20 protein-coding genes are annotated in these 23,754 nt (G+C 41.4%); 5 read left to right on the top strand and 15 right to left on the bottom strand.

Going from position 1 to position 23,754, the window contains the following annotated elements; all coding sequences use genetic code 11:
- Positions 1-7 precede the first annotated feature (7 nt).
- The 4 genes from secD to queA form a co-directional block, all read right to left on the bottom strand.
- Positions 8-1,867: a protein translocase subunit SecD gene (gene secD, locus AADY36_RS15085; protein WP_054563540.1), complete on the bottom strand. Its 1,860-nt coding sequence runs from the start codon at positions 1,865-1,867 to the stop codon at positions 8-10.
- Between the two features lie 22 nt (positions 1,868-1,889).
- Positions 1,890-2,228, bottom strand: coding sequence for a preprotein translocase subunit YajC (yajC, locus tag AADY36_RS15090; protein WP_054563539.1), 339 nt, complete (start codon positions 2,226-2,228; stop codon positions 1,890-1,892).
- A 29-nt stretch (positions 2,229-2,257) separates the two neighbouring features.
- Positions 2,258-3,385, bottom strand: coding sequence for a tRNA guanosine(34) transglycosylase Tgt (gene tgt / locus AADY36_RS15095; protein WP_058583935.1), 1,128 nt, complete (start codon positions 3,383-3,385; stop codon positions 2,258-2,260).
- Between the two features lie 151 nt (positions 3,386-3,536).
- Positions 3,537-4,568, bottom strand: coding sequence for a tRNA preQ1(34) S-adenosylmethionine ribosyltransferase-isomerase QueA (gene queA / locus AADY36_RS15100; RefSeq protein WP_054563537.1), 1,032 nt, complete (start codon positions 4,566-4,568; stop codon positions 3,537-3,539).
- A gap of 214 nt (positions 4,569-4,782) precedes the next feature.
- Between queA and AADY36_RS15105 the strand changes: the two genes are divergently transcribed.
- Both AADY36_RS15105 and AADY36_RS15110 read left to right on the top strand, forming a co-directional pair.
- Entirely contained in the window at positions 4,783-7,293 is a 2,511-nt protein-coding gene (locus AADY36_RS15105) for a two-component system response regulator (protein WP_054563536.1), read from the top strand.
- 233 nt (positions 7,294-7,526) lie between these two features.
- Complete coding sequence (locus tag AADY36_RS15110) at positions 7,527-7,730, top strand: hypothetical protein (RefSeq protein WP_054563535.1); 204 nt, start codon at positions 7,527-7,529, stop codon at positions 7,728-7,730.
- A gap of 23 nt (positions 7,731-7,753) precedes the next feature.
- Here AADY36_RS15110 and AADY36_RS15115 read toward each other — a convergent pair whose 3' ends face one another.
- The 10 genes from AADY36_RS15115 to AADY36_RS15160 form a co-directional block, all read right to left on the bottom strand.
- Positions 7,754-8,662, bottom strand: a complete 909-nt coding sequence (locus tag AADY36_RS15115) for a hypothetical protein (RefSeq protein WP_342409176.1) — start codon at positions 8,660-8,662, stop codon at positions 7,754-7,756.
- A 1-nt stretch (position 8,663) separates the two neighbouring features.
- Positions 8,664-9,263 carry a hypothetical protein gene (locus AADY36_RS15120; RefSeq protein WP_054563533.1) on the bottom strand — a complete coding sequence of 200 codons (600 nt, stop codon included), beginning with the start codon at positions 9,261-9,263 and terminating at the stop codon, positions 8,664-8,666.
- Positions 9,256-9,798 (bottom strand): RNA polymerase sigma factor, encoded by a 543-nt coding sequence (locus tag AADY36_RS15125; RefSeq protein WP_055020909.1) that lies wholly within the window; start codon positions 9,796-9,798, stop codon positions 9,256-9,258. The genes AADY36_RS15120 and AADY36_RS15125 overlap by 8 nt, the downstream gene beginning before the upstream one ends.
- A 135-nt stretch (positions 9,799-9,933) precedes the next feature.
- Positions 9,934-10,863 (bottom strand): hydrogen peroxide-inducible genes activator, encoded by a 930-nt coding sequence (locus AADY36_RS15130; protein ID WP_342409177.1) that lies wholly within the window; start codon positions 10,861-10,863, stop codon positions 9,934-9,936.
- A 76-nt stretch (positions 10,864-10,939) separates the two neighbouring features.
- Positions 10,940-12,208 (bottom strand): inorganic phosphate transporter, encoded by a 1,269-nt coding sequence (locus tag AADY36_RS15135; RefSeq protein WP_054563530.1) that lies wholly within the window; start codon positions 12,206-12,208, stop codon positions 10,940-10,942.
- A 43-nt stretch (positions 12,209-12,251) separates the two neighbouring features.
- A complete protein-coding gene (locus tag AADY36_RS15140; RefSeq protein ID WP_054563529.1) occupies positions 12,252-12,929 on the bottom strand; it encodes a TIGR00153 family protein in 678 nt (225 codons plus the stop codon).
- A gap of 150 nt (positions 12,930-13,079) precedes the next feature.
- Positions 13,080-13,781, bottom strand: a complete 702-nt coding sequence (phoU, locus tag AADY36_RS15145; RefSeq protein ID WP_054563528.1) for a phosphate signaling complex protein PhoU — start codon at positions 13,779-13,781, stop codon at positions 13,080-13,082.
- A 47-nt stretch (positions 13,782-13,828) separates the two neighbouring features.
- Complete coding sequence (pstB, locus tag AADY36_RS15150) at positions 13,829-14,656, bottom strand: phosphate ABC transporter ATP-binding protein PstB (protein WP_054552475.1); 828 nt, start codon at positions 14,654-14,656, stop codon at positions 13,829-13,831.
- A 26-nt stretch (positions 14,657-14,682) separates the two neighbouring features.
- A complete protein-coding gene (pstA, locus tag AADY36_RS15155; RefSeq protein ID WP_054563527.1) occupies positions 14,683-16,332 on the bottom strand; it encodes a phosphate ABC transporter permease PstA in 1,650 nt (549 codons plus the stop codon).
- Positions 16,333-16,347: 15 nt separating this feature from the next.
- On the bottom strand, positions 16,348-18,582 hold the full coding sequence (locus AADY36_RS15160) for an ABC transporter permease subunit (RefSeq protein ID WP_054563526.1): 2,235 nt from the start codon (positions 18,580-18,582) through the stop codon (positions 16,348-16,350).
- Between the two features lie 348 nt (positions 18,583-18,930).
- Here AADY36_RS15160 and AADY36_RS15165 point away from each other — a divergent pair, with 348 nt between their 5' ends.
- From AADY36_RS15165 to ppx, 3 genes are all read left to right on the top strand, one after another.
- On the top strand, positions 18,931-19,437 hold the full coding sequence (locus tag AADY36_RS15165) for a glycine cleavage system protein R (protein WP_287203763.1): 507 nt from the start codon (positions 18,931-18,933) through the stop codon (positions 19,435-19,437).
- A 160-nt stretch (positions 19,438-19,597) separates the two neighbouring features.
- Positions 19,598-21,679, top strand: coding sequence for a polyphosphate kinase 1 (gene ppk1 / locus AADY36_RS15170; RefSeq protein ID WP_342409178.1), 2,082 nt, complete (start codon positions 19,598-19,600; stop codon positions 21,677-21,679).
- Complete coding sequence (ppx, locus tag AADY36_RS15175) at positions 21,672-23,159, top strand: exopolyphosphatase (protein ID WP_239963363.1); 1,488 nt, start codon at positions 21,672-21,674, stop codon at positions 23,157-23,159. Before ppk1 ends, ppx begins: the two co-directional genes overlap by 8 nt.
- A 61-nt stretch (positions 23,160-23,220) precedes the next feature.
- Here the strand turns inward: ppx and AADY36_RS15180 are convergent, their stop codons facing one another.
- Positions 23,221-23,676 (bottom strand): hypothetical protein, encoded by a 456-nt coding sequence (locus tag AADY36_RS15180; protein WP_054563522.1) that lies wholly within the window; start codon positions 23,674-23,676, stop codon positions 23,221-23,223.
- Between the last annotated feature and the right edge of the window lie 78 nt (positions 23,677-23,754).

Below are 23,754 nucleotides of genomic sequence, written 5' to 3' on the forward strand. Positions count from 1 at the left end.
CTGACTCCTAAATCGACAACTTATCAATACGCTTACCGCCAATGAATAAGTTGATTACCGCACGGGTACCAACAATGGCTGTAAACATAGAGGTGATAATACCAATCGCTAGTGTTACTGCGAAACCAGCAATAGGACCAGTACCCACTGCAAATAGGATCACTGCTGCGATAAGTGTTGTGATATTAGCATCTAAAATTGTGCTAAACGCGCTGTCGTAACCAAAGTGAACGGCTTGTTGTGGACTACGGCCATCAGCAAGTTCTTCACGAATACGTTCGAAGATAAGTACGTTGGCATCAACGGCCATACCTACAGTTAATACGATACCAGCAATACCCGGTAGTGTTAACGCAGCACCTGGAATAAGCGACATCACACCCACAATTAATACTAGGTTTGCGCCCAGTGCGATATTCGCCACCATGCCGAAACCTTTGTAGTAAACAAGCATAAATAAAAGTACAAACACAAAACCAAGCACCACCGCTGTCATACCTGCTTCAATGTTTTCTTGACCTAAGCTTGGACCTACCGTGCGCTCTTCAACGATTTGAATTGGCGCTACAAGTGCACCGGCACGAAGTAATAGGCTTAGGTTATGTGCTTCAGCTGGGTTATCGATACCAGTAATACGGAATGAACGGTCAAGACGCGCTTGAATCGTCGCTACGTTAATCACTTCTTCAACTTTAATTGGTGGAAGTGCTTTTCCGTTTTCATCTGTTTTACCTGATGGCTTGTATTCAATGAATACCGTTGCCATGCGTTTACCGATAGCACGCTTGGTGAACGCATTCATCTTTGCGCCACCTTTGCTGTCTAGCGTAATGCTAACTTGTGGACGTTGATACTCATCCATACCTGATTGCGCGCCAGTGATGTGGCTACCTTCAAGAATGATGCGTTGCTTAAGTACCACAGGATAACCTTCACGCGCCATGATCATTTCTGTACCTGGTGGTAAACGGCCTTGCAGGGCTGCACTTGCATCTGCATTTTCATCAACTTCGCGGAATTCTAGTGTTGCTGTTGCACCCAGAATCTCTTTAGCACGCGCTGTATCTTGTACACCCGGAAGTTGCACAATGATACGCTCAGCACCTTGGCGCTGTACGTTAGGCTCTGCAACACCGATTTGGTTAATACGGTTACGGATAATTGTTTCATTTTGTTTGATAGCGTAGTCACGAATTTCTTTAAGCTTTTGCTCGCTCATGCTGGCATAAAAAGCATTGTCGCTGCTGCTATCATCAACGTAAACGTTTAATGGGTAACGTGTTGATAAGAAACGCTCTGCTGCGTCTTTATCTTCTTCGTTACGCATTTCAACACGTAATCGCTCGCTGTTCGCTACACGGCGAATGGTGCGATAACGCAATTTTTCTTCACGTAAGTCACTTTTGAAATCTTGTTCCATTTGCTCAAGCTGAGTATCAACCGCCGTCGCCATGTCGATTTCCATAGTAAAGTGAACACCACCGCTTAAATCTAGGCCTAGTTTCATTGGGTTACCACCCAGTGACTTTAACCACTCTGGTTGAGCAGGCGCCATATTGATTGCAGAGATATAATCTTCACTAAGGGAATCACGCAGTAGATCTTGCGCTTTTAGTTGGTCTTCAACATTCTTAAAACGAACGAGGATTTGTCCGTCTTCAAGTTTGCTTGATTTAACAGTAACGTTATGTTCTTTGAGAGTCGCATTTACTTTATCGAGTACGCTGAGGTCAGCATCAGTACCTTTAGTGCCCGATACTTGTATGGCCGGGTCTCGGCCATACAAGTTAGGAGAGGCATATAAAATACCAACGACTAACACAACAAGAACAAGTAAATACTTCCATAATGGAAACTTGTTTAACACGTGTGAGTCCTTATTTTTATTGTTATAGCGACTTCATAGTGCCTTTTGGCAATACTGCAGAAACAGCTGATTTTTGTACTGTTACTTCTGCTTGGTCGTTTAATGAAATCACGATGAAGTCTTTGTCATCAGCGATTTTAGCAATCTTACCTACTAAACCACCTTGCGTTAGTACTTCGTCGCCTTTCGCCATTGCGCCCATTAGTGCTTTATGCTCTTTTACACGCTTAGCTTGTGGACGGTAGATTAAGAAATAAAATACCAGACCAAAAATACCCAACATGATTAGCATTTCCATGCCACCACCTGCTGGTGCTGCACCTGCCGCACTTGCGTGGGCGTTTGAGATGAATAAACTCATTTCACTTCCTCTTTAATTTTTCTAAAAATTTAATCTGATGTATCTGCAAGCTCTGGCACTTCTTGGCCGCGGCGTGCATAAAAATCTGCAACAAATTCGTCTAGTTTGCCATTACTGATGGCATTACGTAAGCCTTCCATCACGCGTTGATAATAACGTAAGTTGTGAATCGTGTTTAGACGTGCGCCTAAGATTTCATTACATTTATCAAGATGATGCAAGTATGCACGTGAATAGTTTTTACACGTATGACAATCACACTCAGGATCCAGTGGACCGGTGTCTGTTTTATGTACTGCATTACGGATTTTAACAATGCCGCCAGTTACAAATAAATGACCGTTACGGGCATTACGCGTAGGCATTACACAGTCAAACATATCGATACCACGGCGAACCGCCTCTACTAAGTCTTCTGGTTTACCAACGCCCATTAAGTAACGAGGCTTGTCTTCAGGCATCTTGTAAGCACAGTGGTCAAGAATATTGATCATTTCGTTTTTCGGTTCACCAACCGATAAACCACCTAATGCATAACCATCAAAGCCAATTTCTTCTAGGCCTTTTTGTGATTGTGCACGAAGCTCAGGGTACATACCACCTTGGATAATACCAAATAGCGCAGCTGGGTTATCGCCATGACCTTCTTTTGAGCGTTTAGCCCAACGAAGTGATAACTCCATAGAATCTTTAGCTTCTTTTTCTGTCGCAGGGTATGGCGTACATTCGTCAAAAATCATCACGATGTCAGAACCTAAATCACGCTGAACTTGCATCGCTTTTTCTGGCGAAAGCATGATTTTTTCACCGTTAACTGGTGAACTGAACATCACGCCTTCTTCAGTGATTTTACGCATTGCGCCTAAGCTGAATACTTGGAAACCGCCTGAATCAGTTAGAATTGGACGATCCCAATTCATAAAGTCATGTAAGTCACCGTGCTGCTTAATGATTTCTGTGCCAGGACGCAGCATTAAGTGGAAAGTGTTACCTAGGCAGATTTGTGCACCAGTATCTTTCACTTCGTCAGGCGTCATACCTTTAACAGTACCGTAAGTACCTACAGGCATAAATGCTGGTGTTTCTACAACACCACGTTCAAAAATCAAGCGGCCGCGGCGCGCTTTACCGTCAGTGCGGTCTAATTCAAATTTCATATTATCCTCAGTGTCGGAAAAACAGTCCAACAAGCTATAATTTAACCGCTCGATTCTACCCTGTTTGCGGGTTTATTACTATAAATTGGGCTAAATTCGAAAATAAAAAGCCCAGTTAAAAAACTGGGCTTTTTCAAATTCTCATCAGCGCTTATTTGCGCGTTAAGAACATCGCATCACCATAACTAAAGAAGCGATACTGCTGCTCAATAGCCGTGTGGTAAGCACCCATTATGTTCTCTTGACCTGCAAAGGCACTGACTAACATGATTAACGTTGATTCAGGTAAGTGGAAATTTGTCACCATGGCATCAACCACATTGAACTGATAACCCGGGTAAATAAAGATATCGGTATCACCAAAGTAAGTATCTAGTTTGCCGCCGTGCACTTTAGCAGCTGACTCCAGTGAGCGAACTGAGGTAGTACCTACAGCAATTACACGCCCACCTTTTGCTTTAGTTTCGGCTACCGCTTTAACCACTTCATCTGGCACTTCGATGTACTCTGAGTGCATAACATGCTCATCAACTGAGTCAACGCGAACAGGCTGGAAGGTACCTGCACCTACGTGCAAAGTCACAAAGGCCATGTTAATGCCCTTGTCTTTTAAGGCTGCCATTAATTTATCATCAAAATGCAGACCAGCTGTTGGCGCGGCTACAGCACCAGGCTTTTCACCATAAACCGTTTGGTAGCGCTCACGATCTGACTCGTTATCAGGACGGTCAATATAAGGTGGTAATGGCATGTGACCGATGTCGTTTAGGATATCGAGTACATTTTCGTCTTTGGCAAATTCAAGCTCGAAAAGCTCGCCATGACGCGCAACCATGATTGCTTCGGCTTTACCTTCTAGAATGATTTTTGAGCCTGGTTTTGGCGATTTACTAGCTCGCACATGCGCAAGCACACGATGCTCGTCGAGTACACGTTCTACTAAAACCTCAAGCTTACCGCCTGACTCTTTTTGCCCGAACATGCGAGCTGGGATCACTTTGGTGTTATTGAAAATTAATAGGTCATTTTCATTAACGAGCGATAAAATATCACTAAATACTTTATGCTCAACTTGGCCTGATGGGCCATCAAGCGTCAGTAAACGACTGCTAGTTCGATCTGCTTTAGGAAAACGAGCAATTAATTCATCAGGAAGGTCAAAGCTAAAATCAGCTACGCGCATAGAGCATATCTCTCATTAATAAAAACGCGCCAAGTTTACTCTGATACGCCCACCACCTCAAGCAAAGCCCTGCGTCAACTTGGTACTAGCTTAAAGGATTACAAACTTAAGTACTTATTAACCGCTTTTGGGTAAAGTTTGCTTGTAGATTAAGCAAAATGTCATTATTCTAGCTTATTCACTAAACATGGGTTAAGTAAGAGGTAGTAGCGCCATGGCAAAGCAGTTAAAGCTGCTAATTTTGAACGCGAGCGTTGCTGAGCGTGAAACAATTAAGACCACATTAAACAAGCTTAATGTCTTCACGTTTATCGAAGCCAGTGACTCTCAAGATGCGCTTAAAATTCTTAAAAGCCACCCGGTGGATATTATCATTACAGGCCTTGAGGTCGGTAAGATTGATGGTTGGCGCTTTTCGCGCATGATCCGTTCAGGGTTATTAAAAACACCAAAAAACACACCAATTTTACTTACTCCACCAATCTATTGTGAACGTATAGCCGAAACCACGGCTCGCAGCTATGGCATTGATGCTGTTCTTCCATTTGAACGCCAAGATATGCTGCCGCAAGTGCTAGCCAACGTGTTATCAACTCACCTTGAAAAAAGTAGTCGCCTTAATTTATTACTACTTGAAACAGATAACCGTAAAGCAGAAGATATCAGCGAACAGTTAAAACTTAGCTTCGCGATAACCCATACCACTTCAACAAAAGCGGCACTTGCGACCTATCTGCAGCAAAAATTTGCCATTGTATTGATTGACGCCACCGAATCTCATTCAGATACCGCAGCTGGGTTAATTAGCGAAATACTACAGCACAACCCAAAGCAAGCGATTGTAACCATCATTGATAACAATGATGCAGATTATGCTGAGCAGTTGTTGCTATCTGGCGTAACTGACTTTATTCGCGCCCCGTACGATCACTCGTTATTAAGTAAAGTGTGTGACCACGCTGCCCGCCGTGAAGATTTCATGGTGAGCTATGCAGAGTTTGCGCAAAAAGTAGAACAACTAAGCCAAAGTCAAAGCCGCTATAAAGAGCTGTTTTCTGCCCACCAACGTATTTTATTACACCTAAATACTGTGGTACTTGAGTTTAACCAAGAGGGTAATATTCGCTTTATTAACCCTGCTTGGGAGCATTTAACGGGCTATGGCATTAAGTCTAGTTTAGCAAAGTCATTAACTGACTTTTGTTTACCTGAGTGTAAAACAAAGCTACAAGATACTATTCAGCGTATTTTGCATGGTGGTGAGCAACAGCAACAGGTAGAGATCCAACTAAAACATAAAAATGGCAATGCCATTTGGGTTGAGTGTCGCTTACAGCTGATTAAAAACAGCCAGAACTCAGCAACTATTACCGCCACCATAGATAACATTCATGAGCGTAAGCAGGCAGAGCTACAACTTCGTCATTTAGCCTTGCACGATACGCTCACAGAGCTGCATAACCGTTATTACTTTGACCAACAATTACAACGTATTTGTAAAGCACAATACACCAGTAACGATACAGAGCACGCGCTGATTTATATCGATTTAGATCACTTTAAAATCATCAACGACAGTAAAGGTCACCAACAAGGTGACATCGTTTTAAAAGAAGTTGCCCAGTTATTCACAGCGAATATTAGTGATGAGCACTTAGTGTGCCGCATCGGTGGTGATGAATTTGCTGTGATCTTAAAAAATACTAACTTACTCGATGCACACTTGGTTGCAGAAAGTATTTGTATGGCGATTGAAAAGCACCGCTTTCATTCAGAAGGTCAAGAGTACTCAATTAGCTGTTCAATTGGTTTAACACAAATCACCGAGCAAAATAACGACCCAAGTGAGTGTTTAAAACAAGCTGATATCGCCCTTTATGTAGCAAAAAGCTTAGGCCGTAACTTAGTACACTGTTATTCAAAAGAAGATAGTCATCACAATAGTTTACAAGCCGGTCTTGAATGGGGCCATAGTATTCGCCAAGCATTACAACATGATGCTATCGAACTGCACTATCAACCGATTTGGGACTTTAAACGCGGCCACGTCGCCTACTTTGAAGCACTATTACGCTTAAAGCTTGATGATGAGCTTATCTACCCTAATCAGTTTATTCCTGCTTTAGAGCTTTTAAACGATACTTTCTTGATGGACCAATGTGTTATTCGTAATGCCATTAAGAGCGTTGCCGAGTACCCAGAGCTTAACCAAGTAGCAATTAACTTGTCAGCACAGTCGTTTTTAGATGAACGCTTACTGCCGCATATTGAATCGAGCTTAAAAGAATACAATGTTGAACCAACACGCATTATTTTTGAGATCACCGAGTCTGCGAGTATTAATAACCTAGTTGCAACCCGTGCCATGATCGAGCGTTTGAATGGCTTAGGCTGTCACTTCTCTATTGATGACTTTGGTACTGGCTTTAGTACCTTTAATTACCTTAAACAGTTACCGGCTCAACACGTAAAAATTGATGGTTCATTTGTTCGCGACATGTTGAACGACCCAATCGATTTAGCGCTTGTAAAAGCGATTAATGATATTAGCCGTTCGCTTGATAAGCGCTCTGTTGCTGAATATGTTGAAAACAAAGAAATATTCTTAGCGCTAAAAGAAATTGGTATCGACTATGGTCAAGGCTACTTTATTGCCCGCCCAGTACCGGTTGAAAAAATTAGCGACGAGCTGAAAAAAATATCTGAAAATAATCTTTTTAACTAACAAATATCTAGCCTTAAAAAGCCTAAATTTAATACATTTTTAAACATTTTTTCTTAGTTTTTAAACTTCCATACTGACAATACTCATCTATACTTAAATCCACAGCAAGATAAAATGTCGTGTTTTTATAGTGATTATCTATAATAAACATGACATTACTTATTACATTAAACATACTGAGTATGACTTAACATCGTTAAGTCCATCTATTAGCGGTATAAAGGAGAAAAGTGATGACACAACTAATCGTTTTGTTGCTGATTGTGAATCTAGGGATAGCGTATCAATGTTACCGTAATGCGACCTTTAAGGGGTACCCGGTAAAAACATTTACAGGGCTAGGTTTAGTACCTTACTTTAACTTAGTCGTGTGGGTTTACTTGTTGTTTTTACCCGACTTAAAACCATTTTCAATGAATGAAAAGCAGCCACTTTAGGCTGCTTTTTTAGTTGGGAGAATTTAAAAACTATAAGTTGATGCTTTTTCGAGTAATTGCGCGGCTTTTATATCGCCAACCACACACTTTTTAATGTCTGACTTTTTAAATACTTTTACTTGCTCAGTTTTACCTTCGCTAACACCACGGATGATAAAGCTGACATGTTCATCGTTAGGCAGATTTCTTAAACCGCTCCCATAATCACACAAAGTCAGTGATAAGCTCTGATCTACTCGCTTAGCTAAAGAAGCCAGCTGTTGCTTTTGCTCTTTAACACGAGCTTGTTTTTTCTCAGCTAACTCTTTGCGCATTTGTTGCTGCTTTTGTGATAACTTTTGCTGCTGCTTTTCAAGCTCTTTAATCGATGCTTGCAATGCTTGTTTACGTTTTTCGAGCTCTTGCTCTTTGGCATCTTTATCATGACGACGGTCAAATTCAAGGTCGCGCTTTTCACGTTCAAGATCACGGATTTCACGGCTCACATCGCGCTCTTGCTCAGCTACTTCACGTACTCGCTCTGCGCTTTCGCGCATCACTTCCATGGCTTGCTGATAGGCTTCTTGCGTTTTCACGACTACTGCATCGCTGATCACTTGCACATGTTCGCCTAACACTTCGATTTCAGTTAGTTCTTCAAAATCGATATCTGGCATAGGTGGCAGCGGCGCATCGGGTACAGAGGCAAACACTGTAGACCAGCGCGAACTGCCTCGTACATCAAAGCTAAACACCACACCTTGATGCTGCAAATAACTCGAAGACACATTTCTTACCTTGTTATCGGTATCTTGTTTTAACGCCGCTGAGAGGATTTTTTCCATGATCCCGACTTCACGCTGAATTTTATTTAACTCATCACTTGCTTGTGCCTGTAAGCTTACTGCTGTGCAAAGCAATAAGGCTGCCGTAGTTGATTTGTATTTTGACATCTTAATACTCCAAATTGTTGGCAACGGTTGGCAATGGTCCGCCGTCCACTTGCTCTGCTAAATCATTTAACTGCATACGTAAGTACGCTTGGTCTTGGGCCCGCTGCGTTTTGATATATGCAAGTACGCTGGCAATATCTTCTTGGCGCTCGACTCGCCCGGTTTTAATCGCTTCTTTGGCCAGTTGGTACATCTGTTGTTGCTGCACTTCGTTTTGCGCAGTAATGATGTTTTGCAACTGATCAATTTGCTTTTGTTGTGACTCTAGTAAATTGGTTTGCTTGGCCACTTGCTCAAGTAACTGCTGATTTCCTTGCTGTGGATTACTAACAAAAACCCATGCGCAAAATACTATTGAAGCAGCCACTGCCCACATTCCAGCACCAAAAAACAGACTCGTTTTTTGCACTTTAGGCATCGTAGACTCTCGATCCCAATTTGGTACGGGTACCGTTTCATAATGTTGACTTTGTTGTTGCCACTGCATTGCATTATTCATCATTGATGCATACTCAGCATTGGCTTGTAGCAACGCAATTTGCTCTTCAGTGAGGCTTTCGCCTTCTAACCATGCGGTAAATAATGAATCTAAATTAGCCATCTACGGCCTCCAAATGCACTTTTAACTTACCAAGCGCACTGTATAGTCTTGATTTAGCTGTATTGGTCGAAATACCTAATTGCTCAGCGATTTCTTCAAATGTACAGTGCTGAAAAAACTTTAACTCCACCACCAAGCGTTGCTCCCAGGGTAAATTGTTCATCATTGCTTTGAGTTCATCATGCTGCTCAGATTGCAGTTGATTGGTTTCTAACTCACTATGCTCGCAGCTTTCTTCTGGTATATCGTCTAAACCTTGATGCAGCTTACGGCGGCGGTAATATTCAACACTACGCCGGTGCACAATTTGATAGAGCCAAGTATTAAAACTCGACTCACCACGAAAACTCGGCAAGCTTTTATAAACAGAAATAAACACTTCTTGCATTAAATCCATTGCATCATCAGGGTGACTTAACATCCTTAGGCAATAGTTATATACCTGTGTTTCGTGCTGCTTTACTAATTTCAACCACGCCCGTTTATTGCCCTGTTGCGCTTTAGCAATTAGTGTCTCAAGTGATTGAAAAAACACGCTAGCCTCGTCATCTGATCTGCCTTTAATGGTTTTATTATTATGTTAGTCGAGGGAAGGAAAAAAATAGTTTGCTTAAATAATAAAAAAACCCCAAATATTTTTTATTTGGGGTTTAATTTAGAGGTAGAGGCTTTATTCGTTGTCACACTGACCGTCTAAGCTACACTGCTTATTAAGAAAGAGCTCTAGCTGCTGACTAAACAGCCTAAAGTCTCTGATCCGGCCTGTGGTTTTACGCCACACAATGCCAATATCACGGTATGCATCGCCTTGTGATGGCGTAGCAACCATATCTTTTTTATCTAAAATACCGGCATTGATAGCCATTTGCGGTAAGAAAGTAACACCAAGCTGGTGTTCAACCATACTTAATAAGGTATGTAAGCTTGCCGCTTCAAATGGGTTAATACAGCTTGAGCGATTCAAATGGCAGGCACTTAACGCATGGCCTGTCATACAGTGCTCACGCTCTAGTAAGAACACACTCGCATCTGGTAATAGGTTAAAGTCTTCCACGCCATCTGCTGGTGTGTAATCTTTATGGTGCACTAGGCTGAACTGATCTTTAGCGAGTACTTGGGTATGAAACTTTTCAGTGTCATAAGGTAAAGCAAGCAATGCCATATCAATTTGGCCATGCTCTAGTTTATCGAGTAGCTTGTCACTGGTGTCTTCAACCAAAACTAACTCTAACTCGGTAAAGATCTGTTTGCAGAAATGATATAAAGGCGCAGCAATAAAACTGGCTATCGTAGGGATAACACCAAGCGTGAGTGTGCCACTTAAAGGCGTTAAAAAGCTTTTTGTCAGCTCTTTAAGGCTAAGGGTGTCGTCAATAATCTTACGTGCTTTTTCGACAACCTCTTCACCAATTGCGGTAAACATTAAGCTGCGGTTTTCACGCTCTATAAGCTGGCAACCTAAAGTTTCTTCTAAGTTTTGAATTGCACTACTTAAGGTTGATTGACCGATAAAACAGGCGCTTGCTGCGCGGCCAAAGTGTTGATGTTGGTGGACTGCTAATAAATACTGTAGTTGTTTAATACTTGGTAAGTTATTCATTCTCTACCTGCAAATAAAAAGACCCCAATACCTAAGGCATTGAGATCTTTTCAAGCTAAAAGTCTTTTAGTACTTTTTATACCCCGAAGGCAGTTCTCAGTACATAGAAAATAACAATAGCAAGGGCTGCGCCAACTGGCAATGTAATTACCCAAGAAACTACAATGTTTCTTACAACACCCATGTTAAGTGCTGCAATACCGCGTGCCATACCTACACCTAAAACCGCACCTACAAGTGTTTGTGTAGTAGAAATAGGTAAACCAGTACCTGATGCGATAACAACTGTAGAAGCAGCAGCAAGCTCAGCAGCAAAACCACGGCTTGGTGTTAAGTGCGTGATACCTTCACCGATTGTTTTAATTACTTTCTTACCTAAAATAGCAAGACCAGCAACAATACCTAAACCACCTAGTGGTAAAATCCACCATGCGATAGCCGCTTTCTTAGCGATTTCACCGTTGTGCTCAACAATGTTTACAACAGCAGCTAGTGGACCGATTGCGTTAGCAACGTCGTTTGAACCGTGCGCGAAAGCCATACAACATGCCGTTAGTACCATTAGTACTGCGAACACTTTCTCAACGTTGTTGAATTGCATTGCTTTGTCAGCTTTAGGGTCAATTTTAAGGCGAGCAATCGCAATCTTACCGATGATAGCAACTACAACAGCAATCGCGATAGAAAGGGCATAACCTTCAACAGCACCTAAGTTGATACCAATGTGCTTTAAGCCTTTCTTGATTGTTACAAGCGACATGATGAAGCCCGCTAGACCCATATAGATAGGTACGAAACGCTTAGCATTTTTAAGTGGTGCATCAGTGTCAAAAATTAGCTTTTGCGCACTCATGAAAATCAAGTAAGCAATAAAACCAGAGATAGCAGGGGTAACAATCCAGCTACCTACGATACCCATTACCTTGTTCCATTGGATTGCTTCGCTACCTACTGCAACTAATGCGAAACCAATGATGGCACCGATGATTGAGTGAGTCGTAGATACTGGCCAGCCTAAGAAAGAGGCAATTAATAACCAGCTACCTGCAGCGAATAACGCGGCAATCATACCTAGTATCATTAACTCAGGTATGTCCATAAACGGCGTGGCATCGATAATCCCTTTACGGATTGTAGATGTAACCTCACCACCGGCAAGGTATGCGCCAGCGAATTCAAACACCATAGCGATGATGATTGCTTGTTTAATTGTAAGTGCTTTTGAGCCTACTGATGTACCCATCGCATTGGCAACGTCATTTGCACCAATACCATAAGCCATGAAGAAACCGACTGCGGCGGCAGTTAAAACCAATAACGTGCCGTAATTTGCAATGATATCCATTGTGTGAACCTTTAATTTTTTTCGTGTTTGAACTGATTTTTAATTAACGAGCTAACATCAGCTCAAGACGAGAACCTACGCGCTCTGCAATATCTGCAAGCTCGCCTACCCACTCAATGATCTTGTATAAGAACATCACGTCAACAGGGTTAAGTTCATTTTCGATGGCGCGCAATTGACGGCGAATTTTGATCTGCATGTCATCCGTGTCTTGTTCAATAGCGTCCAATTCAACGAGCATTTTTTCAACTAAAGTCACTTCGCGACCTTTGAAGCCCGTTTCAAGCAGCTCATCTAGCTCATTGATTGCTTTTGACGCTTGTTTAGTCGCATCAACACAACGAGTTAAATAAGCAAGGAAATCTGTTTGGATTTCGGTAGGTATGATCATCTCACGACCAACTACACGACCTGCGATATCTTTTGCTTTGTTAGCAATTTTGTCTTGTTGAGTAACAAGCTCTAGCAAATCGGTACGCTCAACTGGCATGAATAAGCCACGAGGTAGTTGAAGGCGGATGTTACGTTTCATTTCATCAGCTTCACGCTCTAAATTACGAATGTTTAGACGGATTTCTTCCGCTTCTTGCCATTCTTCTTTAAACACGTGATTAAAGAAAGGGATCAATGCTTTACTTGCTTGATGTACTTTCTTAATGTGATCTTCCATAGGCTTAATAGGTGATTTAGCAAAAACCCCTAAAAATGCATTTGTAGGCATAACTGACCCTTTATAAATTAGTATGCTTTGGCAGCTGCGAATTTTACAGCATTGTGTTCGATTGTGAACGCTTTTTCTGCCTTACATCACCAATAATAGACAAAGCGGCCTAAGGCCGCTCGGTTTAATAATGAAAAGTTGCGGCTAAATTTACAGCGACTTTTCGATATCTTCTTGAGATGTATGACGAATATCTTTGCCGTTAACAAAATAGATGATGTATTCAGCAATATTCTGGCAACGGTCGCCAATACGTTCTAATGAACGAACTGACCACACTAAATCCATAATTTTCGGGATTGAGCGTGGATCTTCCATCATATATGTCATGATTTGACGGGTAATTGCTTCGTATTCGCGGTCAACTTTGGCGTCTTCTTTATGTACTTCAAACGCACATTGCACATCCATACGTGCAAATGCATCAAGTACATCATGAAGCATTTTTGATACTTGGCGACCCATGTTTTCAATGTTCACCAGTAGGTCTTGCTGATCTTTTGTGAATGAGTCCAGCGCAACTTTAGCAATACGCTCAGCTTCATCACCAATACGCTCTAAATCGGCAATTGTTTTTGCAATAGCAATTACAAGACGTAAGTCACTCGCTGCCGGCTGACGACGAGCGATAATGCGTGTACATTCTTCGTCGATGTTCACTTCCATTGCATTTACTTTGTAGTCGTTTTCACGAACTTTTTGTGCAAGATCGGCATCACCATTACTAACAGCATCCAGCGCGCTGTTTAGTTGTTGCTCAACTAAACCACCCATGTTTAATACATGGTTACGCACATTTTCAAGCTCTTCATTAAAGCGGCCCGAAATGTGTTTATTGATATTATGTTCCATTGTCTACCTCTATAAATTTCGTTTACGGTACCAAGTGACTTTATTGACTAACCGTAACGGCCTGTAATGTAGTCTTCTGTTTTCTTCTTGCTTGGTGTTGTAAATAACGTATTGGTATCTGAATACTCAATCAACTCACCCATGTACATAAACGCAGTTTGGTCTGATACACGAGCAGCCTGTTGCATGTTGTGAGTAACGATTACCACGGTAAACTTATTCTTTAAGTCGTTAATTAGCTCTTCGATAACTAAAGTAGAAATTGGATCTAGTGCCGATGTAGGCTCATCCAGAAGTAGTACTTCAGGCTCGATAGCAATTGAGCGAGCAATAACAAGACGCTGTTGCTGACCACCCGATAGGCCAAATGCACTATCGTGTAAACGGTCTTTAACTTCATCCCATAATGCCGCGCCACGTAAAGATTGTTCAACCACTTCGTCTAGTTTACGCTTTTCTTTAATACCTTGTAAGCGTAGGCCATAAACGACATTTTCGTAGATTGATTTTGGAAATGGATTAGGACGTTGGAATACCATCCCGACATTTCTTCGTAGTGCAGCAACATCTACATTCTTATCATAGATATTGTGACCATGTAGTAAGATCTCACCATCAATACGACAGCTATCAACAAGGTCGTTCATACGGTTGATACAACGTAAAAGTGTTGATTTACCACAACCCGATGGACCGATAAATGCTGTTACCTGACCTTTCGGGATGTTCATATTTACGCCGCTAAGCGCTTGTTTATCACCGTAGTATAGATCTAAGTTTTTAATCTCTAACGCTGTTTGTTCTGCAGTTAGGTTATCTAAATCTAGCTTTGCCGCGCTTTTCGCTTGGTTTACTTGTGGTGCAACTGTAATCATCTCTGTCTACCTATAAAAATTCTGTATTAATGCTCAAGAGCTCTAAACTTTTCGCGTAAGTGGTTACGAATACCAATCGCGGTGATATTCAGGGCGATAATTACTGATACCAGTAAGAATGCCGTGGCATATACCAGCGGACGTGCCGCTTCTACGTTAGGGCTTTGGAAACCAACATCGTAAATGTGGAAACCTAAGTGCATAAATTTTCTATCTAAATGTATGTATGGGAAGTTACCGTCAAGTGGCAGTGTTGGCGCCATCTTAACAACACCAACAAGCATTAGTGGTGCTACTTCACCGGCTGCACGTGCAACCGCTAAGATTAAACCTGTCATAATCGCTGGGCTTGCCATCGGAATGATGATACGCCATAGCGTTTCTGCTTTTGTTGCGCCAAGTGCTAATGAACCATGACGAACCGTACTTGGAATACGTGATAAACCTTCTTCAGTCGAAACAATAACAACAGGAAGCGTTAAAATTGCTAGCGTTAAAGCAGACCAAATCACACCTGGCGTACCAAATACTGGGCTTGGCGATGACTCAGGGTAGAACAATTGGTCAATACTGCCACCTAGCATGTATACAAAGAAACCTAGACCAAATACACCGTATACAATCGAAGGTACACCTGCAAGGTTGATTACCGCGATACGGATCATCTTAGTCACGGCATTTTTTGCTGCGTATTCATGTAAGTAAATCGCTGCAACAACACCAAACGGCGTCACAATCACTGCCATTAGTAATACCATGAACACGGTACCGAAAATCGCTGGGAATACACCGCCTTCAGTGTTTGCTTCACGTGGGTCATCTGCTACAAACTTACCAAGTTGTACAAAGTAATGACCAAGCTTAGCAAAGAAGCCCATGTCATTAGGGAACCACACATCAAGAACTTGATACAGAGGTATAGTAACCACTTCACCGCGCATGTCTCTTACAGTTACTTGGTCACGCTTTGCTTGTTTACGAAGCGCGAATAACTGCTTTTCTAATACTGTGTATTCAGCACGTAACTCAGCACGAGTTTGTGCAAGCTCAGCAACACGCTCATCGGTTAGTTCGTTATCAAGCTGGTATGCTTTTTCTCTTAAGCGTAAACGTTCAAGCTCATAGTTAATATGACCAATATCACCATTTTGTAAGTCTAACGCTTGGTCATTCAGGTCAACAGCACGGTCTACAAGATCATAAAGCACGTCGATTTTGTTATCAGTGATAACTTCACCGTCTTTAATAACCTGTTCTACATAACCGTAGAAGTTACCGTTTTTACTACGCTCGAATACAGCAAGCTCAGCTGGCGCAGTACGCGATGTGATGTCTGTCTCTAGTACCCAACGGAAATCTAGAGCTACGTACTCACGGTTACCTGTTTTAATCAATAAACGCTCTAGTTGCTCTTTATCGTAATGAGATAAATCAACGCCCGTCGCCTCAATACGTGATTTTGCAACTAGTTCACGGTCATAAATCTCACCGATCACTGTTTGTTTTTCAACTGAGCCTTGCAGCTCAAATTGCACTACTTCTGATGGCCAGAAAAAGCTTAAACCTTTCCAAGCAATCATGGCTAGTAAGCCAAGAACCGAGATTAAACTGATGCTTACCGCACCGCCGGTCATCCAAATCCAAGGAGAACCAGACTTAAACCACTGCTTTACCATGTCGTGTCTCTCCACCTACATTGAACTGTATTTATCACGCAGTTGCTGTCGAACAAACTCAGCCACTGTGTTGAAAATGAATGTGAATATGAATAATACAAATGCTGCTAAGAATAGAATGCGATAATGCGAGCTACCTACCTCAGACTCAGGCATTTCTACCGCGATATTCGCTGCAAGTGTTCTCATACCCTGGAAGATACTCCAGTCCATAATAGGTGTATTACCTGTTGCCATTAGTACAATCATTGTTTCACCTACAGCACGGCCTAGACCCATCATTACTGCTGAGAATATACCTGGGCTTGCTGTTAGTAATACTACGCGAACCAATGTTTGCCATTGTGTTGCACCTAGTGCTAATGAACCGTTTGATAAGTGCTTAGGAACACTGAATACCGCATCTTCAGCAATTGAGAAGATAGTCGGGATAACAGCAAAGCCCATCGCAATACCAACAACTAGTGAGTTACGTTGGTCAAACGTCATACCCAGTTCATTGGTTAAGTACTGACGCACATTGCCGTCAAACATCCAAAGCTCAATTGAGTTACTCATCGCAAACGATAACCAGCCGATGAAAATAACCACTGGAATAAGTAAAATTGAGTGCGAACCTTCAGGAATACGGTGACGAATTGACGCCGGTAGCTTGTTCCAGCCAAAAGCCGTTAATAAAATAGCGATTGGTAGCAACACCAATAATCCAATAATCGCAGGTAAATGCTCTTCAATTAATGGTGCTAACCAAAGACCCGCTAAGAAACCTAGGATTACCGTTGGTAATGCTTCCATGATTTCTACAGTCGGCTTAACCACTTTACGTAATTCACTCGACATAAAGTACGCCGTGTAAATTGCGGCTGAAAGCGCAATTGGTACCGCAAATAACATTGCGTACATTGCCGCTTTAATCGTACCGAATGAAATTGGCACTAATGAGAACTTAGATTCAAAGTCATCACTTGCAGACGTTGACTGCCAAATGTAGCCCGGCTCTGGGTAACCTTCGTACCATACCTCTTGCCACAACGCAGACCAAGTTACTTCTGGGTGCTCGTTATGAATTTCAATTACTTTTAGCGCGTCATCAGCAAGAATAAGTGCCGCATTTGAACGTGGCGCTATTGCAAAGTTTTGAATTGGACCTTCGCTTACTTTACCTTGCCACAGTTTAGCATCGCTAGTTGTGTAATAAATACCTAGCTCACCGTTAGCGCCTGCTGTGAAGAAGGTACGACGGTAGAACTCGGTGAAAATGTTTAGTTTCGATTGCTTGCTGGTTTCAAATGCACGGATCTTTTGGAACTCACGGCCATTTTCAGTGTTTACTTCAAACCACTGTGAAACTTCGCCATTATCGTTAGCAAGCATCAGTGAGTTGGCACCAGCCAATAGTTGAGTTGAAACTAGGTTCGCGTTTTCTTCGTTAGCTGCAAGCAGTTGAATTTGCTCAACTTCAGAAGGGTAACGGGTATCATATACGTAAATTTGATTTGCTGAACGCACGAATGTACGTGTTGTATCTGGTGAGATTAATAGCTCATCAACACGACCTTCGATATCAAGCTCAGTACGCTCAACAACCCACTCTACTTCGCCGGTGAACATGTTTTCTTCACCCACAAAGCTGCTGAATATAACGCGCTTGTCAGCCGTTAAAGCAACAACAGCTGTTTTATCTTCGTAGTGGCTAAATGCAAATTTAGTGATTGCCGCACCTTGCTCATCAACTTCAAGCGCCATATCACCCAACGGGTAATCTAAACGTGGTGTTAACTTGCGTTGATTGTTCGGGAATGTCACTAAGAATTTTGGCGCAACCACAACCACAGAGCCATTTTCTAGGCCGTATGCGTATTGCCCCTGAAACGGTGCAGAGCTTGCGAAGCTGCTTACATCGCTTGGTAATTCTGTATTAAGGGTGGTGATCTTTTTACCAAATTGCTCTTTTTCAACATTGTAAAAGTCCACATTACCTTTTTCACCGAGTAAAAAGGCAATTTCGGTTTGTTCTTCAATGCCAAGACCCACAACTTCTGACGCATTTTGTAGTTTTACACTGTTGCGTGTATCTACTTTTGCTGACTCAAAAATAGGTTGAACAACATAAAGAAGGTAAAAGAATATAAGTAGCAGTGCTACTAGCACCATTACGCCACCTGCGGAAATACCCCACTTGGCAAACCTGTCTTTAAATAGACGGCTTCTATCCGTATGAAAGGTAGGTTTATTCGGATTGGAAGTCATCAAAACACCCTTAAATCTTAACGTTGCGCGCATTATATTTCACCAAGATGACAGTAATGTTACAAACGTCATAATTCAGTGTAATAAAGCGAGTATTTCAGGGACGTATTTTAAAGTTAAAAAATGACCAAATTGCGACATTGCTCTGCATATTTATAACGACCAAATTCACAACCTAACAAACTGTTATAACTAATTTTTTATAACTATATGGAAAAAATTGGACAAACAATAAAACTGCATCAATACTCAAGATGACTTATTTTTTTCGACAATAAGAATCATTTTTAACCAACGCCTCCTTCCTTTTATTGCATTTTTCAGAGGCATTTTTACAGAGATATAAGTATGAAGCAGTTAGTAATTACTATTTTGGGGCCAGACAAACCCGGCCTAGTTGAAGACCTTTCAGCCACAATTTTAAACCATCATGGTAACTGGTTAAGCAGTAATTTGAGCCACCTTGCAGGTCACTTTGCAGGGATTATTGAGGCAGCAGTACCTGAAGAGCACCTGCAAGAATTGCAAGACGCATTACATAGTCTGCCGTATTTAGAAATCAGAATTGAACGCGGCGCCGAAACTCTGTCAGAAGAAAAATCTGAACAAATCAATTTTGTCATTACTGGCAACGACAGACCTGGCATTGTACAAGAGCTTGCCAGCGTTATTCGTCACAAAGGGGCGAATATCACTCACCTAAATTCAAAACAACAAAGTGCACCTAACTGGGGCGTGCCAATTTTTAGTGCTGTTGCCACCGTCGCTTTGCCAATTGGCATGAACAAAGACGAAGTGATCAGCGCACTTGAGTCTATTACTACAGACCTAATTGTTGATATTGAGGACGCATAACAAGCAAGTTTATAGGGATATTAAAACTTAAACTAAGCTTTAAAATTAACGACATACATGTCACATAACTGACATGTATGTCATAAAAGTGATAAATACGTCACATAAACGTCATCTGCATCCTCTATATTCTAACTAGCTATAAACGTTGGAAAACTAGATGAACGCATCACACTCTTCTTCTCAAGCCGTTAACTACTTTGCCAAAGAGCTAAGTTGGCTGTCTTTTAATGAACGCGTGCTGCAAGAAGCTAAAGATAAATCTAACCCGATTATTGAGCGCATGCGCTTTTTAGGTATTTACTCAAACAACATGGATGAGTTTTTCCGTGTCCGTGTTGCTGATGTAAAACGCCGAATATTACTTAATAAAATTCCTGATGCGAACTTTGAAGAAGACGAAATATTACTTCATCAGATCCAAAGCAAAGTGCTACAGCTTGGTAAAAAGTTTAACCAAATTCATAAAGACATTTTAAATGACTTAAACGAGCACAATATTCACGTTGAGTTACCTGAGGAGTTATCTGAATTTCACTTGAGTTGGCTGAAAAAATTCTTCCACGATAATGTGCTGCAACACATATTGCCGATTTTACTCTCTGAAAAGAAAGACTACTCAGATCAAATCAACGACACCATGACCTATTTGTTTGTCGAGATGACTAACCAAAAAAGTCATTATGCCATGATGGAAGTACCAACCGACCGCGTATCTCGATTTGTTATTTTGCCACCAGAGAAAACGCGCCGTCACAAAACCATTGTGATGCTTGATGACATTATCGCCTACTTTATTCGCGATGTGTTTAGCAGCTTTTTTAGCTTTGATGATATTCAATGTTATGCCATCAAATTGACCCGTGATGCCGAATACAATTTAGATGACGAGCTTGAAGAAGGCTTGCTCGATAAAATGTCAAAAGGTCTAAAACAACGTATTTCTGCAGAGCCTGTGCGCCTTGTTTATGACGAGAGCATGCCAGCTGAGATGCTTAAAGTGATGAAAAAGCGCCTTAATATAAGCCAACATGATGCGCTTATCCCCGGCGGTCGTTACCGTAATTTCCGCGATTTTATTGCGTTTCCGAATGTTGGCCGTCAATATTTAGAAAACAAACCACTGCCTGCATTACAAAGCACGGCTTTTAACAATCATTCAAGTGTGTTTGATGCCATTTCAGAGCAAGATATTTTACTGTATTACCCCTACCACACCTTTAACCATTTACTTGAGTTTGTACGCCAAGCTGCTTTTGACCCAGATGTAACCCAAATTAAGGTCAATATTTATCGCGTTGCGAGTCAGTCTCGACTTGTCTCTACGCTTATTAATGCAGCAAAAAATGGCAAACACGTAACCGTTATGGTTGAGCTGAAAGCGCGCTTTGATGAACAAAACAATATTGAATGGGCAAAAACCCTAAGCAATGCCGGTGTTAAAGTGATCTTTGGTATTCCTGCGTTGAAAGTACACAGTAAGTTATGCGTTATTCACCGTAAAGAAAAGAACAACATAGTGAAATATGCCCATATAGGCACGGGTAACTTCCACGAAAAAACCGCCAAAATCTACACTGACTTTAGCTTATTCACCAAGTTTGATGGCATTAGTGAAGAGTGCGATAGTGTGTTTAAGTTTATTGAAAGTAGCTATAAACCATTTCAATTTGATCATTTGATGATTTCGCCAGTCAACGCAAGACAAACTATTATGTCGCTAATTGATGCTGAAATAACCAATGTAGAACATGGTAAGGCTGGTCGAATTACGCTAAAAATAAACAACCTTGTTGATAAAGAGCTGGTTGATCACCTCTACTTTGCCGCAAGACGCGGTGTGAAAATTCGCATTATTGTGCGAGGCATGTGTTCGTTAGTGCCCTCTGCCGTTAACGAAAATATTCGCATTATTAGCATTGTTGACCGCTTTTTAGAGCACCCTAGGGTGATGGTGTTTCATAATAATGGCGACGAAAAAGTGTATATTTCATCGGCAGACTGGATGACCCGAAATCTTGATCACCGTGTTGAAGTAGCCACACCGATTTATGATGAAAAATTAAAACAGCTTATTATTGATATTCTTGAGCTACAGTTTAAAGATAGATCAAAAGCGCGCATAATCGATAGCGAACAAAAAAACAGCTATGTGCGCCGTGGCAATCGTAAAAAAATTCGCTCGCAAATTGCCATTTATGACCACCTTAAGAAATGGGAAAGTAACTATAATAATGAATGATTATCCCTCAATTGCTGCCGTTGATTTAGGCTCAAATAGTTTTCATTTAGTGGTGGCAAGAGAGGTCGATGGCTCTTTGCAAATCTTACACAAAGAAAAACAGCGCGTTTACTTAGCTGACGGTTTAGATGATAAAAATCATTTAAGCCAAGAAGCAATCGAACGCGCGCTGGCAATTCTTAAGCAGTTTGCGACTACCTTGCAGGACTTCCCCCTTGAGAATGTCAAAGTGGCGGCAACTTACACATTACGCCGCGCTAAAAATATTCATTCGTTCTTAACCCAAGCAAGTAAAGTGTTTCCTTACCCAATCGAAGTAATATCGGGGCAGGAGGAAGCGCGCTTAATTTACCAAGGTGTTGCCCATTACATTCATCACGATGAAAACCGCTTAGTCATTGATATCGGCGGCGGCAGTACCGAACTCATCATTGGCAAACACTTTAAGCACAAGCTACTTACTAGCCGCAATATGGGCTGTGTTAGTTACACCAAGCAGTTTTTTGCAGATGGACAAATCACTGCTAAGCGCTTTGCCAAAGCTGAAGTTCGCGCAGAGCAAGAACTCGAAGTGATTTTCGCCAACTACTTATCGGCTGGCTGGCAATCTGTGGTGGGAACATCAGGCACTATTAAATCTATCCTTGCCATGATCAATGCTAACGATGCCGAGCAAGAGCTGATTACATTAGAGCGATTATTAGAACTAAAAACTCAGTTTATTGCAGCTAAACAAATAAAAGCGCTACAAATTGAAGGTCTTACACCTGAGCGGCAAGTGAGTATATGTGGTGGTTTAGCTATTTTAATTGCGGTATTTAGGCTGTTTAAAATCGAAGCGTTGCAATACAGCGACTTTTCACTTCGTGAAGGCCTGCTACATGAAATGCAGCAAAAGCTCGCACACAAAGATATTCGCACTAATACCATAGCGAACCTATCTGAGCGTAACGCCATAGATAAAGAGCATGCTAACCGCGTCTCGACAACCGCAAAGTGGCTGTTTGAACAAGTAAAAGAGGCATGGCAACTTACCGATCCTGACTACATCAACTTGCTGGATTGGGCCGCGCAGCTGCATGAAATTGGCTTAGGGGTTAATTCATCAGGGATACATAAGCACAGTGCATATATCGTTGCGAATAGCCAATTACCAGGCTTTACGCAGCAACAACAAACCTTGCTTAGTTGCATGATCCGTTTTTATCGGAAAAAAATTCGTTTAGAAGAGTTTCCTGCACTGCATACCATGCAGCATTATGAAATATTGCAGCTTATTGTGATTTTGCGCTTAGCGGTACTACTGAATCAAAAGCGTATTACCGATCAAGGTTTTAAACTTGAGGTAACAGCCAAGCAAAATAGTATGTTCTTAAAGTTTCACAATAAGTGGCTTAAAGAACATACCTTGCTTTTAGCTGACTTACAGCAAGAGCAAAAATACCTTAAAAAAGTCGGCTTCTTACTCGATTTTCATTAAGCGGATTAATAGATTAATAGATTAATAGATTAATAGATTAATAGATTAATCGATTAATCGATTACATATCCATATGGCGATTTGAGCTTTGCATCATTTGCTTAAGGCCTTGATGTTCAAGCTCAAGTAAACGTTCGAGCTTTTCTTTGCTTTGCTCTGTATCAGCTCGCGATACCAAGTACTCGTATAAGTCGATTACTTTTTGGTGTTGCGTGGTTAAGTAAACCTGAATCGCCTTTTCATCAATTTGCTGATCTGTGCTGATATCGTTAAAAGTAATTAGCTCTGGGTTTTCAGCAAAATACTCATAGCAATAGGTATCTAGCGTGTTTATTTCTGTAATGGCTTTAAAGCCAACGAGATCTTCTGCTAGTTTCTTCTCATATTGCAGATAATAGTCCACCAGCATTTGATTATGCTCGTCCAGTAAGTCTTTAACACTGTGGAAATTGGCTGCCATTTGAGTATGAAATAACACGGTCCAATCATAAACTTGTTGTATTGTTTTAACTTGCATGTGCATTCCTTATCAAAATCAATTTAATATGACTTTGCATAAATCACACCAGTAATAAACCCATTAATTTTCAGCCAC

It is taken from the genome of Pseudoalteromonas sp. D15MCD-2 (assembly GCF_038562745.1).
Classification (GTDB): Bacteria; Pseudomonadota; Gammaproteobacteria; order Enterobacterales; family Alteromonadaceae; genus Pseudoalteromonas.

Bases quoted from the DNA above. Each gene is read 5' to 3' on its own strand.
- yajC (WP_054563539.1), bottom strand. From the start codon at position 2,228: ATGAGTTTATTCATCTCAAACGCCCACGCAAGTGCGGCAGGTGCAGCA.
- tgt (WP_058583935.1), bottom strand. From the start codon at position 3,385: ATGAAATTTGAATTAGACCGCACTGACGGTAAAGCGCGCCGCGGCCGC.
- queA (WP_054563537.1), bottom strand. From the start codon at position 4,568: ATGCGCGTAGCTGATTTTAGCTTTGACCTTCCTGATGAATTAATTGCT.
- AADY36_RS15105 (WP_054563536.1), top strand. From the start codon at position 4,783: ATGGCAAAGCAGTTAAAGCTGCTAATTTTGAACGCGAGCGTTGCTGAG.
- AADY36_RS15110 (WP_054563535.1), top strand. From the start codon at position 7,527: ATGACACAACTAATCGTTTTGTTGCTGATTGTGAATCTAGGGATAGCG.
- AADY36_RS15115 (WP_342409176.1), bottom strand. From the start codon at position 8,662: ATGTCAAAATACAAATCAACTACGGCAGCCTTATTGCTTTGCACAGCA.
- AADY36_RS15120 (WP_054563533.1), bottom strand. From the start codon at position 9,263: ATGGCTAATTTAGATTCATTATTTACCGCATGGTTAGAAGGCGAAAGC.
- AADY36_RS15130 (WP_342409177.1), bottom strand. From the start codon at position 10,863: ATGAATAACTTACCAAGTATTAAACAACTACAGTATTTATTAGCAGTC.
- AADY36_RS15135 (WP_054563530.1), bottom strand. From the start codon at position 12,208: ATGGATATCATTGCAAATTACGGCACGTTATTGGTTTTAACTGCCGCC.
- AADY36_RS15140 (WP_054563529.1), bottom strand. From the start codon at position 12,929: ATGCCTACAAATGCATTTTTAGGGGTTTTTGCTAAATCACCTATTAAG.
- phoU (WP_054563528.1), bottom strand. From the start codon at position 13,781: ATGGAACATAATATCAATAAACACATTTCGGGCCGCTTTAATGAAGAG.
- pstB (WP_054552475.1), bottom strand. From the start codon at position 14,656: ATGATTACAGTTGCACCACAAGTAAACCAAGCGAAAAGCGCGGCAAAG.
- pstA (WP_054563527.1), bottom strand. From the start codon at position 16,332: ATGGTAAAGCAGTGGTTTAAGTCTGGTTCTCCTTGGATTTGGATGACC.
- AADY36_RS15160 (WP_054563526.1), bottom strand. From the start codon at position 18,582: ATGACTTCCAATCCGAATAAACCTACCTTTCATACGGATAGAAGCCGT.
- AADY36_RS15165 (WP_287203763.1), top strand. From the start codon at position 18,931: ATGAAGCAGTTAGTAATTACTATTTTGGGGCCAGACAAACCCGGCCTA.
- ppk1 (WP_342409178.1), top strand. From the start codon at position 19,598: ATGAACGCATCACACTCTTCTTCTCAAGCCGTTAACTACTTTGCCAAA.
- ppx (WP_239963363.1), top strand. From the start codon at position 21,672: ATGAATGATTATCCCTCAATTGCTGCCGTTGATTTAGGCTCAAATAGT.
- AADY36_RS15180 (WP_054563522.1), bottom strand. From the start codon at position 23,676: ATGCAAGTTAAAACAATACAACAAGTTTATGATTGGACCGTGTTATTT.